Source organism: Ruegeria sp. HKCCA6837 (assembly GCF_013034475.1).
Lineage (GTDB): Bacteria > Pseudomonadota > Alphaproteobacteria > Rhodobacterales > Rhodobacteraceae > Ruegeria.
Window position 1 is genome coordinate 37,709 of record NZ_WQGD01000009.1, and the last position, 13,584, is coordinate 51,292.

At 57.3% G+C, this 13,584-nt stretch carries 16 protein-coding genes; 4 read left to right on the forward strand and 12 right to left on the reverse strand.

The genetic code is table 11. The features are described 5' to 3' along the window. The first annotated feature begins 1 nt into the window (after position 1). Positions 2-793, forward strand: a complete 792-nt coding sequence (locus GOV91_RS13535; protein WP_280922860.1) for an amino acid ABC transporter ATP-binding protein — start codon at positions 2-4, stop codon at positions 791-793. Positions 794-838: 45 nt separating this feature from the next. Here the strand turns inward: GOV91_RS13535 and GOV91_RS13540 are convergent, their stop codons facing one another. The 12 genes from GOV91_RS13540 to rpmH form a co-directional block, all read right to left on the reverse strand. Next, positions 839-1,336 carry a histidine phosphatase family protein gene (locus GOV91_RS13540; RefSeq protein WP_171235898.1) on the reverse strand — a complete coding sequence of 166 codons (498 nt, stop codon included), beginning with the start codon at positions 1,334-1,336 and terminating at the stop codon, positions 839-841. After that, on the reverse strand, positions 1,333-2,019 hold the full coding sequence (locus tag GOV91_RS13545; RefSeq protein ID WP_171235899.1) for a ferredoxin: 687 nt from the start codon (positions 2,017-2,019) through the stop codon (positions 1,333-1,335). The genes GOV91_RS13540 and GOV91_RS13545 overlap by 4 nt, the downstream gene beginning before the upstream one ends. A 22-nt stretch (positions 2,020-2,041) precedes the next feature. Next, complete coding sequence (gene argB, locus GOV91_RS13550) at positions 2,042-2,905, reverse strand: acetylglutamate kinase (RefSeq protein WP_171235900.1); 864 nt, start codon at positions 2,903-2,905, stop codon at positions 2,042-2,044. A gap of 60 nt (positions 2,906-2,965) precedes the next feature. Continuing rightward, complete coding sequence (gene yihA / locus GOV91_RS13555; protein ID WP_171186628.1) at positions 2,966-3,619, reverse strand: ribosome biogenesis GTP-binding protein YihA/YsxC; 654 nt, start codon at positions 3,617-3,619, stop codon at positions 2,966-2,968. Continuing rightward, on the reverse strand, positions 3,616-4,353 hold the full coding sequence (locus GOV91_RS13560; RefSeq protein ID WP_171235901.1) for an MOSC domain-containing protein: 738 nt from the start codon (positions 4,351-4,353) through the stop codon (positions 3,616-3,618). The genes yihA and GOV91_RS13560 overlap by 4 nt, the downstream gene beginning before the upstream one ends. Next, a complete protein-coding gene (yidC, locus tag GOV91_RS13565; RefSeq protein WP_171235902.1) occupies positions 4,350-6,179 on the reverse strand; it encodes a membrane protein insertase YidC in 1,830 nt (609 codons plus the stop codon). Before yidC ends, GOV91_RS13560 begins: the two co-directional genes overlap by 4 nt. A gap of 126 nt (positions 6,180-6,305) precedes the next feature. Further along, positions 6,306-7,301: an EAL domain-containing protein gene (locus GOV91_RS22925; protein ID WP_371732320.1), complete on the reverse strand. Its 996-nt coding sequence runs from the start codon at positions 7,299-7,301 to the stop codon at positions 6,306-6,308. Then, positions 7,295-7,861 carry a diguanylate cyclase domain-containing protein gene (locus tag GOV91_RS22930; protein ID WP_371732321.1) on the reverse strand — a complete coding sequence of 189 codons (567 nt, stop codon included), beginning with the start codon at positions 7,859-7,861 and terminating at the stop codon, positions 7,295-7,297. Before GOV91_RS22930 ends, GOV91_RS22925 begins: the two co-directional genes overlap by 7 nt. 44 nt (positions 7,862-7,905) lie before the next feature. After that, on the reverse strand, positions 7,906-8,799 hold the full coding sequence (gene ttcA, locus GOV91_RS13575) for a tRNA 2-thiocytidine(32) synthetase TtcA (RefSeq protein WP_171235903.1): 894 nt from the start codon (positions 8,797-8,799) through the stop codon (positions 7,906-7,908). 56 nt (positions 8,800-8,855) lie between these two features. Beyond that, a complete protein-coding gene (gene yidD / locus GOV91_RS13580; RefSeq protein ID WP_171235904.1) occupies positions 8,856-9,101 on the reverse strand; it encodes a membrane protein insertion efficiency factor YidD in 246 nt (81 codons plus the stop codon). Next, positions 9,098-9,523: a ribonuclease P protein component gene (gene rnpA / locus GOV91_RS13585; protein ID WP_171235905.1), complete on the reverse strand. Its 426-nt coding sequence runs from the start codon at positions 9,521-9,523 to the stop codon at positions 9,098-9,100. The genes yidD and rnpA overlap by 4 nt, the downstream gene beginning before the upstream one ends. Before the next feature lie 25 nt (positions 9,524-9,548). Beyond that, a complete protein-coding gene (gene rpmH, locus GOV91_RS13590) occupies positions 9,549-9,683 on the reverse strand; it encodes a 50S ribosomal protein L34 (protein ID WP_005980833.1) in 135 nt (44 codons plus the stop codon). A 269-nt stretch (positions 9,684-9,952) separates the two neighbouring features. Here rpmH and GOV91_RS13595 point away from each other — a divergent pair, with 269 nt between their 5' ends. The 3 genes from GOV91_RS13595 to GOV91_RS13605 are packed head-to-tail and all read left to right on the forward strand — an operon-like array spanning position 9,953 to position 13,534. Next, positions 9,953-10,711 (forward strand): TVP38/TMEM64 family protein, encoded by a 759-nt coding sequence (locus tag GOV91_RS13595; RefSeq protein ID WP_371732322.1) that lies wholly within the window; start codon positions 9,953-9,955, stop codon positions 10,709-10,711. A 3-nt stretch (positions 10,712-10,714) separates the two neighbouring features. After that, the gene (locus GOV91_RS13600; RefSeq protein WP_171235906.1) at positions 10,715-12,133 is read left to right on the forward strand and encodes an NAD(P)/FAD-dependent oxidoreductase; all 1,419 of its coding nucleotides are present in this window, start codon (positions 10,715-10,717) and stop codon (positions 12,131-12,133) included. 15 nt (positions 12,134-12,148) lie between these two features. Continuing rightward, the gene (locus GOV91_RS13605; RefSeq protein WP_171236008.1) at positions 12,149-13,534 is read left to right on the forward strand and encodes a HAMP domain-containing sensor histidine kinase; all 1,386 of its coding nucleotides are present in this window, start codon (positions 12,149-12,151) and stop codon (positions 13,532-13,534) included. Positions 13,535-13,584 lie beyond the last annotated feature (50 nt).

Sequence of the window (13,584 nt, forward strand, 5' to 3'; positions counted from 1 at the left end):
CATGTCTGAACTTGCAGTAGAACGCGAAATCGACCGCTCGAAGATGCAGGTGAGCGACGAGGTCGCCATCGAAATCAACGGCATGAACAAGTGGTACGGATCATTCCATGTGCTGCGCGACATCAATCTGACCGTCAATCAGGGCGAGCGGATCGTTATCGCGGGTCCGTCGGGCTCGGGCAAATCCACGCTGATCCGCTGCCTGAACGCGCTGGAAGAACACCAGCAGGGCAAGATCGTTGTGGACGGGATCGAGCTGTCGAATGACCTGAAGAACATCGACAAGATTCGGTCAGAGGTTGGCATGGTGTTCCAGCACTTCAACCTGTTCCCGCACCTGACCATTCTGGAAAACTGCACACTGGCCCCGATCTGGGTGCGCAAAACGCCCAAGAAAGAGGCCGAAGAGCGCGCGATGCACTTCCTCGAGAAGGTGAAGATCCCCGATCAGGCGTTGAAGTACCCCGGTCAGCTGTCCGGTGGTCAGCAGCAGCGTGTGGCGATTGCGCGTTCGCTGTGCATGATGCCGCGGATCATGTTGTTCGATGAACCAACATCGGCGTTGGACCCCGAGATGATCAAAGAGGTGCTCGACACCATGATCGAACTGGCCGAGGAAGGTATGACCATGCTCTGTGTGACCCACGAGATGGGCTTTGCCCGTCAGGTCGCCAACCGCGTGATCTTTATGGACGCGGGCCAGATCGTGGAGCAGAACGAGCCGGAAGAGTTCTTCAACAATCCGCAGAGCGAACGGACCAAACTGTTCCTCAGCCAGATTTTGGGGCACTAAACGGCCTGAAATTGAAGAAAGGGCGGGGTTTTGCCCCGCCTTTTTTTATTGCAGCAACTCGCGCGGAATGGCGAAGCCAAGGACTTTTCCGCGGTGCCATTGCACCTCGGCCCAACTGGTGACGTCAAATTCCATGACGGTCGTTGCGCAGGTCGGATAGTCCAGAAATCGCGGATGTGTCGGAGCATCCCGCACCAGCTGGTGAGCAAGCTGTGCTATCCCAGGATTGTGCCCCAACATCAAAACGGTTTGCCCTTTCGCATCGAACAGCTGGCGTATCATCTGGTCAGGTCCTGCCATGTAAAGCGCATCGCGAAACTGGACGTGCCGGGCTGTCATCGCCATTCTATCCCAGGTTTCGCGGGTTCGGGTCGAGGTCGAGCTGAGAACCTCATCCGGCACCCAACCATGTGTACGCAGCCATTTGGCAATTGCGGAGGCTGACTTGCGCCCGCGTTTGTTCAATGGGCGCGCATGATCGTCCAAAATCGGGTTATCCCAGCTGGATTTGGCGTGGCGTGTCAGGATCAGCGTGCGGGTCATGACGTGTGGAACGACCTCATGTGATGGGCCGACTGTTCTGATGTGCGCTTCGCTCCTGCACTGAGAGGGCATGCAAGGCGGGCAAGACATCCGCCGGTCATGCAGGTCTGTCCTTGGGTTGTGTCCAGGTGGCTGTGGCAGGCTGAGATGTTGTAGAATTCCTGAGCGTTCAGGGCACCGACCGGGCAGGCCTGCGCACATGGTGCGACGCAGGTAGTGCAGGGGGATCGTCCGGGTGTGTCCGGGATACTGAATTCTTCGGCAAAGTGCAGTGCACCTCGATATGAGATCATCATGCCCACCGTGTCATGCACCAAAGCGCCCACCGGGCTGCTGAAGGTCCGTCCCGATTTCAGGGCCCAATCGATGAAAGGGGCATAAGGTGGCCCGCCAAAAGGGAAATAGGCCTCGGCATTAAATGTCTGGGCTATTTCGCCAATGATCCTAGTGGACCAGCGGTCAACCGGGTCCGGTGCCCCCCATTCTGGTGCGGCCTTCAAGACAGGCCAAAAGTCCTCTCCGGCGCCTAAAAGGACCAACGTACCGGATTCAAGCTGTTTGGCTTCCACCTTACGGGGATGCAGTGCTCCCATGACAATCAGTCCCTCACGATGAGCAACCTCAACGATGTGGTCATAGGATATCGCATTTGGGTCAGAGGAAGGCTGCGCAAGATTGGCCATGTTTCATCCTTCCTTGAACGGTTCAGTCCGGCCTTATAAGCGACCCGGCCCCGTGTTCTGTAAACAGTTCAAGCAATACGGCATTCGGCGCGCGTCCGTCCAAGATCACCACGGCACGGACGCCGCTGTGCAGCGCGTCCAGGGCCGTTTCAGTCTTGGGGATCATACCGCCCGCGATCGTGCCTTCGCGGGTCATTTCGCGAATTTGTCCTGCCTTCAGTTCGGTCACAACATCTCCGGCGGCATTCTTGACACCTGAGACATCGGTCAGCAGCAGCAGACGGTCGGCTTTCAGGGCCGAAGCAATTGCACCCGCCGCCGTATCGCCATTGACGTTGAAGGTTTCACCATCGCGGCCGGCACCCAACGGGGCAATCACCGGGATCACATCATGAGAGAACAAGTCATGCAGAATCTTCGGATTCATGTCAGAGGGGGTGCCCACATATCCCAGAGATGCGTCCGTCTGGTCGCAGACCATCAGGTTTGCATCCTTGCCAGACAGCCCCACGGCAGACCCCCCTTGATCGTTGATCGCCTGGACAATGCGCTTGTTCACAAGACCAGACAAAACCATCTCGACCACTTCGACGGTTGCGGTGTCTGTCACACGCTTGCCGTTCACGAATTCGGACTGGATATCCAGCTTGTCCAACATAGAGTTGATCATCGGACCGCCCCCATGCACAACCACGGGGTTAACCCCAACCTGACGCATCAGAACCACGTCGCGGGCAAAGCTTTCCATAGCCTCATCGCTGCCCATCGCGTGACCGCCCAGCTTGATGACGACAATAGCCCCATCGTAGCGCTGCAGATAGGGCAGAGCGCTGTTGAGTGTGGCTGCGGTGGCGATCCAGTCCCGGTTCATATCTCTTGTCTTCATGGCTAAAGTCCCTTTGGAGACCTGTGTTAGGGCCTTTGTCCGGCCCTGCCAAGTGTGAAGCTATTCCAGATGCGCAATGATGGACCGCAGGGTTGCGATACCGTCGCCTTTCTCGGAAGACGTTAGCACGATTTCCGGGAACGCCGCGGGGTGCTTGGACAGGGCGGCGCGTGTTTGGTCCAGCACCTTTTCGCGTTCCTTGGCCTTGACCTTGTCCGACTTGGTCAGAACGCATTGAAAGGTCACGGCGCTGGTGTCCAGCAGTTTCATGATCTCGGCATCAACCGGTTTCACGCCGTGGCGCGCATCGATCAGCACAAAGGCGCGACGCAAGGTCTGGCGACCACTGAGATACTGTTTCAGCAGTTTTTGCCACTTCTCCACCACTTTCAGCGGGGCGTTGGCGTAGCCATAGCCGGGTAGGTCCACCAGATAAAGCTCGGGGCCTTGGGTGAAAAAGTTGATCTCTTGCGTGCGACCGGGCGTGTTCGAGGCGCGCGCCAAACCCTTGGTGCCGGTCAACGCGTTGATCAGGCTGGACTTGCCGACATTTGACCGGCCTGCAAAGCAGACCTCCAGCCGATCGGGGGCGGGCAGGCCGTTCATGGCGACCACGCCTTTGACAAATTCAGAAGGGCCCGCAAACAGCTTGCGCCCGCGTTCTTTGGAAAAATCATCCGGCTCTTCAGCCAGTGGAAACGGAAGCGATGTCATAGCACGCGCACCTCATCATTCAGGCGGACTTCACCACCCTGAATGACTTCGGCGTAAACACCGAAATCCTGATGGCCCCAATTGCTCAGCGCACCCAGAGTATCCGCGTCTCGCGTGCCTGTGTCAGGGTTGGCGGTGGTGGCCATGCAGCGGGTAATGCGTTCGCGGATACGGAACACGGCCTGCCCAATGCGGACGTCGCGCCCCAGCCAGTCAAACTCTTCCCACAAGGGCAGACCGTCAAACCAGATGTTCCCGCGCCAGCGGATGGTGGACAGCGATTGTCCTAGCTTTTGCTCGACCGCGCGGTGGGATGCCATATTGCACAGGCTGATGGATGGGAAATCGCTATCCGTCATGCCACGTCCTGGAACCCGGACAATTCGGGCGGATGCTGCGCGGTCCGCTGGCATCAACGGCTTCACCCAATCCAGAAAAACCTCTTGTTCGGTATCCGGCGCAAATTGCAGATCAGGCCGGTTGGGGTGGCGGAGTGTCACTTGCTCTTCAAGCAACTCGGCCGAGATAGCCGCCAGTTCGGGGGCCTTTGCAACGCGGCTGAAATTCGAACACGGGGCCCAGTCCGAACCATCTGTCTTGGCCGCCTCATGAGCCACCGCCCAAACGCGATCCCCGGGCATGGTCTGCCCGGGGATGACTGTGACTTGGCTCAGCGCTTCTCGACCATGGCTTTTGATCGGGTGACGCCAGAGGTTTGAGACTGTGCCGCTCATTTGTTGTCCGTCTTCGGCGTCTTCTTGAAGCCGGACTTTATGTTCCCGAACACGTCCGGGGTATAGCCCTGACTGCGCATGATCAGATATTGCTGCGTGAACGTGATCGTGTTGTTCGCAATCCAGTAGACAACCAGACCGCTGGCGAAACCGCCCAGCATGAACATGAAGACCCAAGGCATCCAGGCAAAGATCATCGCTTGTGTAGCGTCAGTTGGTGCCGGGTTCAGCTTTTGCTGCAGCCACATCGAGATACCCAGCAAGAGCGGCAGAATACCGATGAAGATCAGCGCCATGAAGCTTTCGGGCGCGGGTGCGGCCCAGGGCAGCCAGCCAAAGAAGTTGAAGATTGAGGTCGGATCCGGCGCGCTCAGATCCTGGAACGGGCCGAACCAGGGGGCCTGACGCAGTTCGATCGTGACAAAGATCACCTTATACAGCGAGAAGAAGATCGGGATCTGCAACAGGATCGGCAAACAGCCCGCAGCCGGGTTCACCTTTTCCTTCTTGTACAGTTCCATCATGCCTTGCTGCATCTTCTGACGGTCGTCGCCAGCGGCCTCTTTCAGGGCCTCCATCTGCGGCTGCAGTTCCTTCATCTTCGCCATCGAGACGTAGGATTTGAACGCCAGCGGGAACAGGATCGCCTTGATGATCAGCGTCAGGCCGATGATCGACCAACCCATGTTGCCAATCAGCACGTTGATGTTATGCAGCAGCCAAAAGATTGGTTTGGTCAGGAAGAAGAACCAACCCCAATCAATACTGTCGATGAATTTCTGAACACCTTCAGACTGGTATTCCTGAATGGCTTCCCATTCTTTTGCACCGGCAAATAGACGTGTTGAGACCTGCTCGGTCGCACCCGGCGCTACGGTCAGCGTCGGCAGAACCGTTTCTGTCTGATAGATCTTGCGGCGCGAGTCATACTTGGCGGCAGCTTTGAATGCGGAACCAGGCTCAGGGATCAGAGTGGTCATCCAATAATGATCGGTGAAACCGATCCAGCCATTTTCCTTTACCTGATATACCTCGGCCTGCGCACGCTCATTCGGGTCGATGTCGAAATCACGGACGTCGCCATAGTCCACCTCCGTCAGTGTCCCGTCGGCCATGCCGATGACGCCTTCATGGAGAATGAAGAAATTCTTCAAGCCAGGCAGATCACCGTCTTCGCCGATACCGTGGCGTGCCAGGATGCCGTAGGGGGCCATGCCGACCTCGGCCTCGGTGGCGTTTTCAACCGACTGTGTGACGCTGAACATATAGTTCTCATCAACCGAGATAGCGCGGCGGAAGGTCAAACCATTGCCGTTGTCCCAAACAAGCGTCACCGGGCTGTCTACGCCAAGGGTCTCGCCCTGTTCAACGGACCAGATTGTGTTGGGTCCGGGAACGTCGGCACCGCTCAAGCCCGCGCCAGGGGCCCAACCGTATAAGGCATAGTACGCGGACTCGGACCCCACCGGTGACATCAGTTCGACAATCGGAGAATCGTCGGCCAGCGAAACCTTATAGTCTTTCAGCGACAGCTCATCGATGCGACCACCGGCCAGCGACAGGCTGCCGGTCAGGCGCGGCGTGTCAATACTGATCCGAGGGGCTTGGGCCTCAGGTTCAGCTTCGGTCGCTGCTGCGGTTGCCTCTCCTACAGTGCCGGTTTCGGCAGCGCTGGGCGTCTGAACGTCATTGCCTTCGACATTGGCAATTTCAGCCTGTTCCGGTGCGGGCGTTGGTTCCGGCGGAGGGAACAGCACAAACCAGACCAGGATCACGAGAAAGCTGAGCGCAGTTGCGAGGATGAGATTCTTGTTCTGATCGTCCATAGGGGACAGCCACCTTGAGCAGTGAAAGACACCCGCAGGGTTCAACAGAGTGCGGGCCCAAAGGTCAAGCGGAATCGCCCTTCAATTCGTCACGTACCGGTCTTCTTTGGCTTGATTTGGGGTTCTTTAACCTGTTTCCCGCCCAATTTTGGGTACTCGGTTCAATTTGCTGCGATAGGACATGATCCAGTCCCTGGTTTTTTCGACTGGCATCGGCTTGCTGATACCAAAACCCTGAACATGGTCACATCCCAACTGGGCCATCAATGCATGCTCGCCTGGCGTTTCGACGCCTTCGGCCAGTGTTTCCAGATTCAAACGTTCAGCCATGGTCAGAATGGCGCTTGCCAGTTGCTGCTGGCTGGGGTCTTGATCGGCTTTTGCGACAAAAGACCGATCGATCTTTATGCGCGACACGTTGAATCGTTTTATGGATGCGATCGAGGCATGGCCGGTTCCAAAATCGTCCAAATCAATGCAACAGCCCATTGTAGCCAACCCGGTGACGTTGCGGGTTATGACGTCATCGGGTCGACGGGAAAAAACGGTCTCCAACACTTCGACTGCCAACCTGTCGGGTGTCAGGTCGAAATGATCCAACTCCCATTTCAGGCGGTCGATCAGGCCCGGATCGCGCAGCTCGTCCGAGGAAAAGTTGATGCCGATACGCGGCACATAAAGCTCTGCCCTATCCCAGTCGCGCATGGCAGAAAACGCGCAGTGCCGCATCGTCTGTCCCAGCCGACCCATAAGATCGGCATGTTCTGCAAACGGCAGAAAGACGTTGGGGCCCAGAACCCCCTTTTTTGGGTGTTCCCATCTGGCCAGCGCCTCAAAGCCAGTGACGCGCCCGGTGTCGGTGGAAATCTGAGGTTGAAACCAAGGACGAATCTCACCGCTGTCCAGGGCAGTTTCAAACTCCTTGCGCAGATTGGAGCGAACCTGAGCCCGGCGGCGGGTCTCGGATGAAAAGGCGCGAATCGTGGATGGGCCATTCTGTTGCGCTTCAAGCAGGGCGTTATTCGCAGCATCGCGCCAGTCCATAGCCGACCCGTCCGGAAAGCTGCCGCTTAGGCAGGAACCGATCGAGCACGACATGTAGACGCCGGTTCCATTTAACATGATCGGCTCTTCCACCGCCGATTGCATACGCCCGACATTTGAATGCAGGCCTCTAGATCCAGTTGGTCAGAGGGCCGCAAGACCACCATCATCTTATTCCCGCCAACGCGTGTCGCGCAGTCGTTCGTGCGGATCATGGACATGACACGCGCGCAAAACTGCTGTGCAACGTGGTTTGCGGCTGCCTGACCATGAAGATCAAGCAACTGAGTGTAATCATCCAGAACCACGGCAAAACAAGCAGAGTCTTCGCCTTTGCGACAGGTTTCAGCAAACACTTCGTTTAATGCGGATGCGAAGTCGTCGTTTGACAATAGGCCAACCGACCGCCCCAAGCGCGGACGGGTTTGTTTGGACGAAAACGCACCAAGGCCTGTGATTGCCAAGGGGAGGCCCAATGCAATTGAAACCAAAGCACGTTCGCCCCCGATCCAGAACGCACCCAAACTGAGCGCGGGAATAAACGCCAGCGCTGATGGACTGTTAAAAACGGAGTTCAAAGAACGTATAAAACGGTCGATAGAAGAATGGTTCCGCATCGTGCTTTTGGCCTTGGGCATGAATGACACGCCGTTGAGCCTAGGAAACCAGTCTGAGTCAGTCGTTAACGCAGCTGCGGAATTCCGTCCAAGTTTTCGGTTTTTTTGTCAGAATTTATTGAAAGGTTAAGGAAATCAAACAGTTTCGCGTCCAGCAGATGCGAAGGACGTGCATTTGTTAAGGCGCGGAACATAACTTGACGCCGACCCGGGCTGTTCTTTTCCCATTGATCGAGAATCTGTTTCACCTGCTGGCGTTGCAACCCGTCCTGACTGCCGCAAAGATCGCAGGGTATGATCGGGTATTGCATTGCATTGGCAAATTTCTCGCAATCGGCTTCGGCAACATGGGCCAGCGGTCGGAAGACAAAAAGATCGCCCTCTTCATTCACCAGCTTCGGCGGCATGGTGGCCAGACGACCGCCGTGGAAGAGATTCATGAAAAATGTCTCAAGAATGTCGTCGCGGTGATGGCCCAGAACAACCGCCGAGCACCCCTCTTCACGCGCGATGCGATACAGGTTGCCACGGCGCAGGCGTGAACACAGGGCGCAGTAGGTTCGGCCCTGCGGAACCTTGTCCATCACAACGGAATAGGTGTCCTGGTACTCGATTCGGTGCGGTACATCCATGCGTTCGAGAAATTCGGGCAGGACTGTCGCGGGAAATCCGGGCTGACCTTGATCCAGATTGCAGGCCAGCAGATCCACAGGCAGCAGGCCACGCCATTTCAATTCGTAGAGAACGGCCAGCAGCGTATAACTGTCCTTGCCGCCTGACAGACAGACCAGCCAGCGTGGCGGTTTGCCGTCCTTGTCGTGGGCAGACGGGTCTACCATCCCGTATTGCTCGATCGCTTCGCGGGTTTGCCGTACGATACGCTTGCGCAGCTTCTTGAACTCGGTGGTCGAGGGCGCGCCAGCAAACAGCGGGTGGATATCGTCTGCATCATCAAACATGCGCTGCCCCTACAGCAGTTGGCCCAACCGGGCAAGATGGTGACAGGATGCCGGGTCTAGCCCTTATCGGTCGAGGTATCGGACTCAGGGACCGGATCGTAGCCGTCGCCACCCCACGGATGACAGCGCCCGATCCGACGCGCGGCCAACCATGCGCCCTTTATCGCACCGTGCTTTTCCAATGCCTCCAGCGCATAAGCTGAACACGTTGGCTGATATCGACAGTTAAAGCCAACCCACGGGCTGAAAATCAGCCGATAGGCCCGAACGGGCAGCGCGAGGATATGGGCCAGAAATGTCATTTGCCCTGTGCGTGAACCTTGCGCAACGCATTGCGCAGGTCACTCAACAGTGCGTCGTAGGGGCGGTTGGCCGTGACTTCGGCCCGGCCGATCAGAACGTAATCCCACCCATCGCGACCAGATTCGGGCAGTATGGCCCGCGCGGCTTCGCGTAAGCGACGTTTGGCGCGGTTGCGGGCCACGGCGTTGCCGACCTTCTTCGAGCAGGTAAAACCTACGCGAATCCCGGATGCCTCTTCTGGAGTGCGTCTGCGCGCCTGGACCATCATCGACGACGTTCCTTGCCTGCGCGCGCGTGCGGCTTTCAGAAAGTCGGACCGATTTTTAAGAACGACAAGAGGTTCAGGTGAACAAACGGACGCCGCCGGGGGCGTATTCCCGGGCTGGTGCATACCATCCTCAGGGGCCTCCGGCGGCGTCATGTTCATAACCTGATCGGTGAGCGGTTTACGCGCTCAGCGACTTGCGGCCGCGTGCGCGGCGTGCGTTCAGGATCTTGCGGCCGGCCTTGGTGGCCATGCGCGCGCGGAAACCGTGGCGGCGTTTGCGAACCAGGTTCGAAGGCTGATAGGTGCGTTTCATCGCTCCGTCTCCAATCTATAGCGGTGGGGTGCGGCGCGGATTCGCCTGGCCCTAGTGTTCGAAGCCCGTCCTCTACTGCTAAGCGGGTGGTAAGTCAAACCCCAACAGTGGGGTTTTCGCGCCTTTTGCAACAATTCTGTACCCGCAGAGCTGAAAAGGTTTCAAAACACCCAATTATCGATGAAATCTCTCACATTCAGCGCCACAAAGATCAAGGCCCCGTGATCCCTCTGTTGCTTGACCGATTGGAAGCGCATCTTGGGCACAGAATGAAACAGAACGAACCGGAAAACCTGATGTCTGAAACAAGCCAGGCACCGCGCAGCGGGTTTGCGCGCCATATTCCGTTGCTGGTGATCCTTGGTGTTGCCGTTGCGGGCTTTTTCACGCTGGGGGATTACCTGAGCTTTGAAACCTTGCGGGACAACCGCGAGGCGCTTTTGGCTTGGCGGGATGGTCATTATTGGGTCATGGCCGCAGCGTTTGTGGCCATTTATATCGTCATTGTGGCGTTCTCGCTGCCGGGGGCGGCGGTCGCGTCGATGACAGGCGGGTTCTTGTTTGGATTGTTTGCGGGCACGGTTCTCAATGTTGTGGCTGCAACCATCGGAGCTTCGGCTATTTTCCTGGCGGCACGCTGGGGATTGGGTGAGTCGCTGACCGCCCGTTTGGAATCGTCGGAAGGGACGGTCAAGAAACTGAAGGATGGTCTGCGCGAGAATGAGATCTCGGTCCTGTTCCTGTTGCGGCTGGTCCCGGTTGTTCCGTTCTTTGTTGCAAATCTGGTGCCTGCTCTGGTCGGCGTGAAGTTTCGCAACTTCCTGATCACCACTGCCCTTGGCATTATCCCCGGGGCGATTGTCTACACGTGGATTGGTGTCGGGCTTGGTGGTGTATTCGATCGCGGCGGAACACCGGATGTGTCTCTGTTGTGGGAGCCGTTCGTGATCGGACCGATTATCGGCTTGTGCGTTCTGGCCGCTTTGCCCATCGTCATCAAAGCCTTGCGCGCAAATAAGGACAGCTGAGCCATGACCGAACTGAAAACAGACCTCCTGGTCATTGGGGCCGGGTCCGGCGGCCTGTCAGTTGCAGCTGGGGCCAGCCAGATGGGTGCAGATGTCGTTTTGCTGGAAGGCCACAAGATGGGCGGCGATTGCCTGAATTTCGGCTGCGTCCCGTCCAAGGCGTTGATCGCAAGCGGGAAGGCCGCTTATGGTCAGGCGCATTCCGCGGCGTTTGGGGTAGCGGATGTGACTCCTCAGATCGACTATGGGGCGGCCAAGGACCATGTGCATAACGTCATCGCCCAGATCGAACCGATGGACAGCCAAGAGCGCTTTGAAGGATTTGGCGTCAAGGTGATCCGAGAATACGGCACCTTTATCTCTCCCAACCAAGTGCAGGCAGGAGATCACATCATCACTGCGCGCCGGATCGTGATTGCAACTGGGTCCTCGCCCCTGGTGCCGCCGATTCCCGGGCTGGATGCGGTTCCTTACTTTACGAATGAAACTATTTTCGACCTGCGCGAGCGGCCGGATCATTTGCTGATCATTGGCGGTGGCCCGATCGGTATGGAAATGGCGCAGGCCCATCGACGCCTCGGCAGTAAGGTCACGGTCATAGAGGGTCAAAGGGCGCTGGGCAAAGACGACCCCGAAGCCGCGGCGGTGGTGCTGGAAGCGCTACGTAGCGAAGGTATCGATATCCGCGAAAGCGCCATGGTGGCACAGATCCGAGGCAGCGAAGGCGCGGTAGAAGTGGTGACCGAAAACGGTGAGATTCTCAAGGGATCTCATCTTTTGATCGCGGCCGGGCGCAAGGCAAACATTGACCAGTTGAATCTGCAAGCGGCGGGTATTGACCGCACCCGGACCGGCATTAAGACAGATGAAGCCCTCAGGACGACAAATCGCCGGATCTATGCCATTGGTGATGTTGCAGGTGGGATGCAGTTCACTCATGTGGCGGGCTACCATGCGGGTATCATAATTCGCTCGGCGTTGTTTGGTCTGCCGTCCAAAGCCAAGACCGCGCATATCCCCTGGGCGACCTACACAGATCCTGAACTGGCGCAAGTTGGTCTGACCGAAGCTCAAGCGCACGACCAGCATGGCGACAGGCTCGAAATTGCCCGCTTTGACTATCATCACAACGACCGGGCCATTTCCGAGCGTAGGACAAACGGCTTCATCAAGGTCATGGTTGTCAAAGGCCGTCCTGTTGGGGCCACAATCGTGGGTCATCAGGCAGGCGAGTTGATCAACTTGTGGTCGCTTGCATTGGCCAATAACCTGAAGATGGGGCAGATTGCTGCAATGGTTTCGCCCTATCCGACGGTCGGAGAGCTTAACAAACGCGTGGCGGGTGCTTATTTCACGCCAAGGCTGTTTGAGAATCAGACAGTTAAACGAGTGGTCGGGTTCGTCCAGCGCTGGATTCCCTGACCTGAGGAGGGGCGCATTTTGAATTCGCTGTCGGGCCGATTTCTGATCCTGACGACGGTCTTCGTCATGTTGGCCGAAATCCTGATTTTTGTCCCGTCTATTGCCCGGTTCCGCGAGGATTTCCTGCTGAACCGTCTGGAGCGCGCCCAGATTGCTTCGCTGGCGTTGCTGGCAGACGATATGCTGGCTGATGACCTCGAGGCAGAACTGCTGGCGAATGCGGGTGTTTATAACGTGGTTTTGCGTCGGGACGAAGTTCGGCAGCTTATGTTGTCTTCACCGATTCCGGATTCAATTGCCAAGACATACGATCTGCGCGAAGCGGGGCCCTGGGTTCTGATCCGGGACGCCATGAGCCGGATTGTCACGCCCGAAAATGAAATCATTCGAGTTATCGGCGAGCCGGTCAAAGGTGCGGGCTTGCTGATTGAAGTCACCACAGACAGCACGCCATTGCGAATGGCGATGGTGGACTATGGCCTGCGTATTCTTGGCTTGTCTTTTGTCATTTCGATTATCACCGCTTCGCTGCTTTTCTTGGCTGTTCGGGTTGTGCTTGTACGGCCAATCAAAAGCGTAGTGGGGTATATGCAGCGCTATGCCAGCGCGCCCGAAGACGCGCGGGGGATCATCTCGCCGAACTCGAAAGTGACAGAGCTGCGCGAAGCTGAAGAGGCGCTGCAAATGCTGCAGACTGACCTCACACAGGCGCTGCGACAGCGCGAGAGGTTGGCGCAGCTGGGTGGTGCCGTCGCCAAAGTCAGTCACGATTTGCGCAATATTTTGACATCGGCACAGCTGTTCACGGACAGGATCGAATCCAGCGATGATCCACTGGTTCGTCGGATGGCCCCTAAATTGGTGAATTCCATCACCCGTGCCGTATCTTTGTGTGAAAGCACGCTGGCCTTTGGGCGCGCGGAAGAACCGGCCCCGACGCTGACGATGGTTCCAGTGCGGTCGCTGGCCGCGGATGTAGCAGCCAGTGAACAACTTGCCGTCGCCGATGCCTGCGTCGAAATTGTGAATGAAGTTCCCGAAGATCTGATCGTCCGCGCAGACCCCGAGCAGCTTTTTCGGGTCATCATGAACCTCGTGCGCAACGCGCGTCAGGCCCTGGTTGCGGCGGGCAAGCCTGGGCGCGTTACAATTGCCGGCTGCGAATATGGCGACACTTGGTGTGTTGAAATCCGTGACACAGGCCCGGGCCTTCCGCCGAAAGCGCGGGAAAACCTTTTCACGCCTTTTCAGGGCGGTGTCCGAAAGGGTGGTTCAGGTTTGGGGCTGGCAATTTCTCAGGAACTGGTGCGTGGGCATGGCGGAGATCTGACTTTGAAACAGACCGGACCCGAAGGAACCGTGTTTGAAATAAGCCTTCCGCGCGGCGACATGACTTTTTGAAATATTTTTGAAGAATCGACTTGCACGTCCTGGGCGGCAGGTCTAAACAC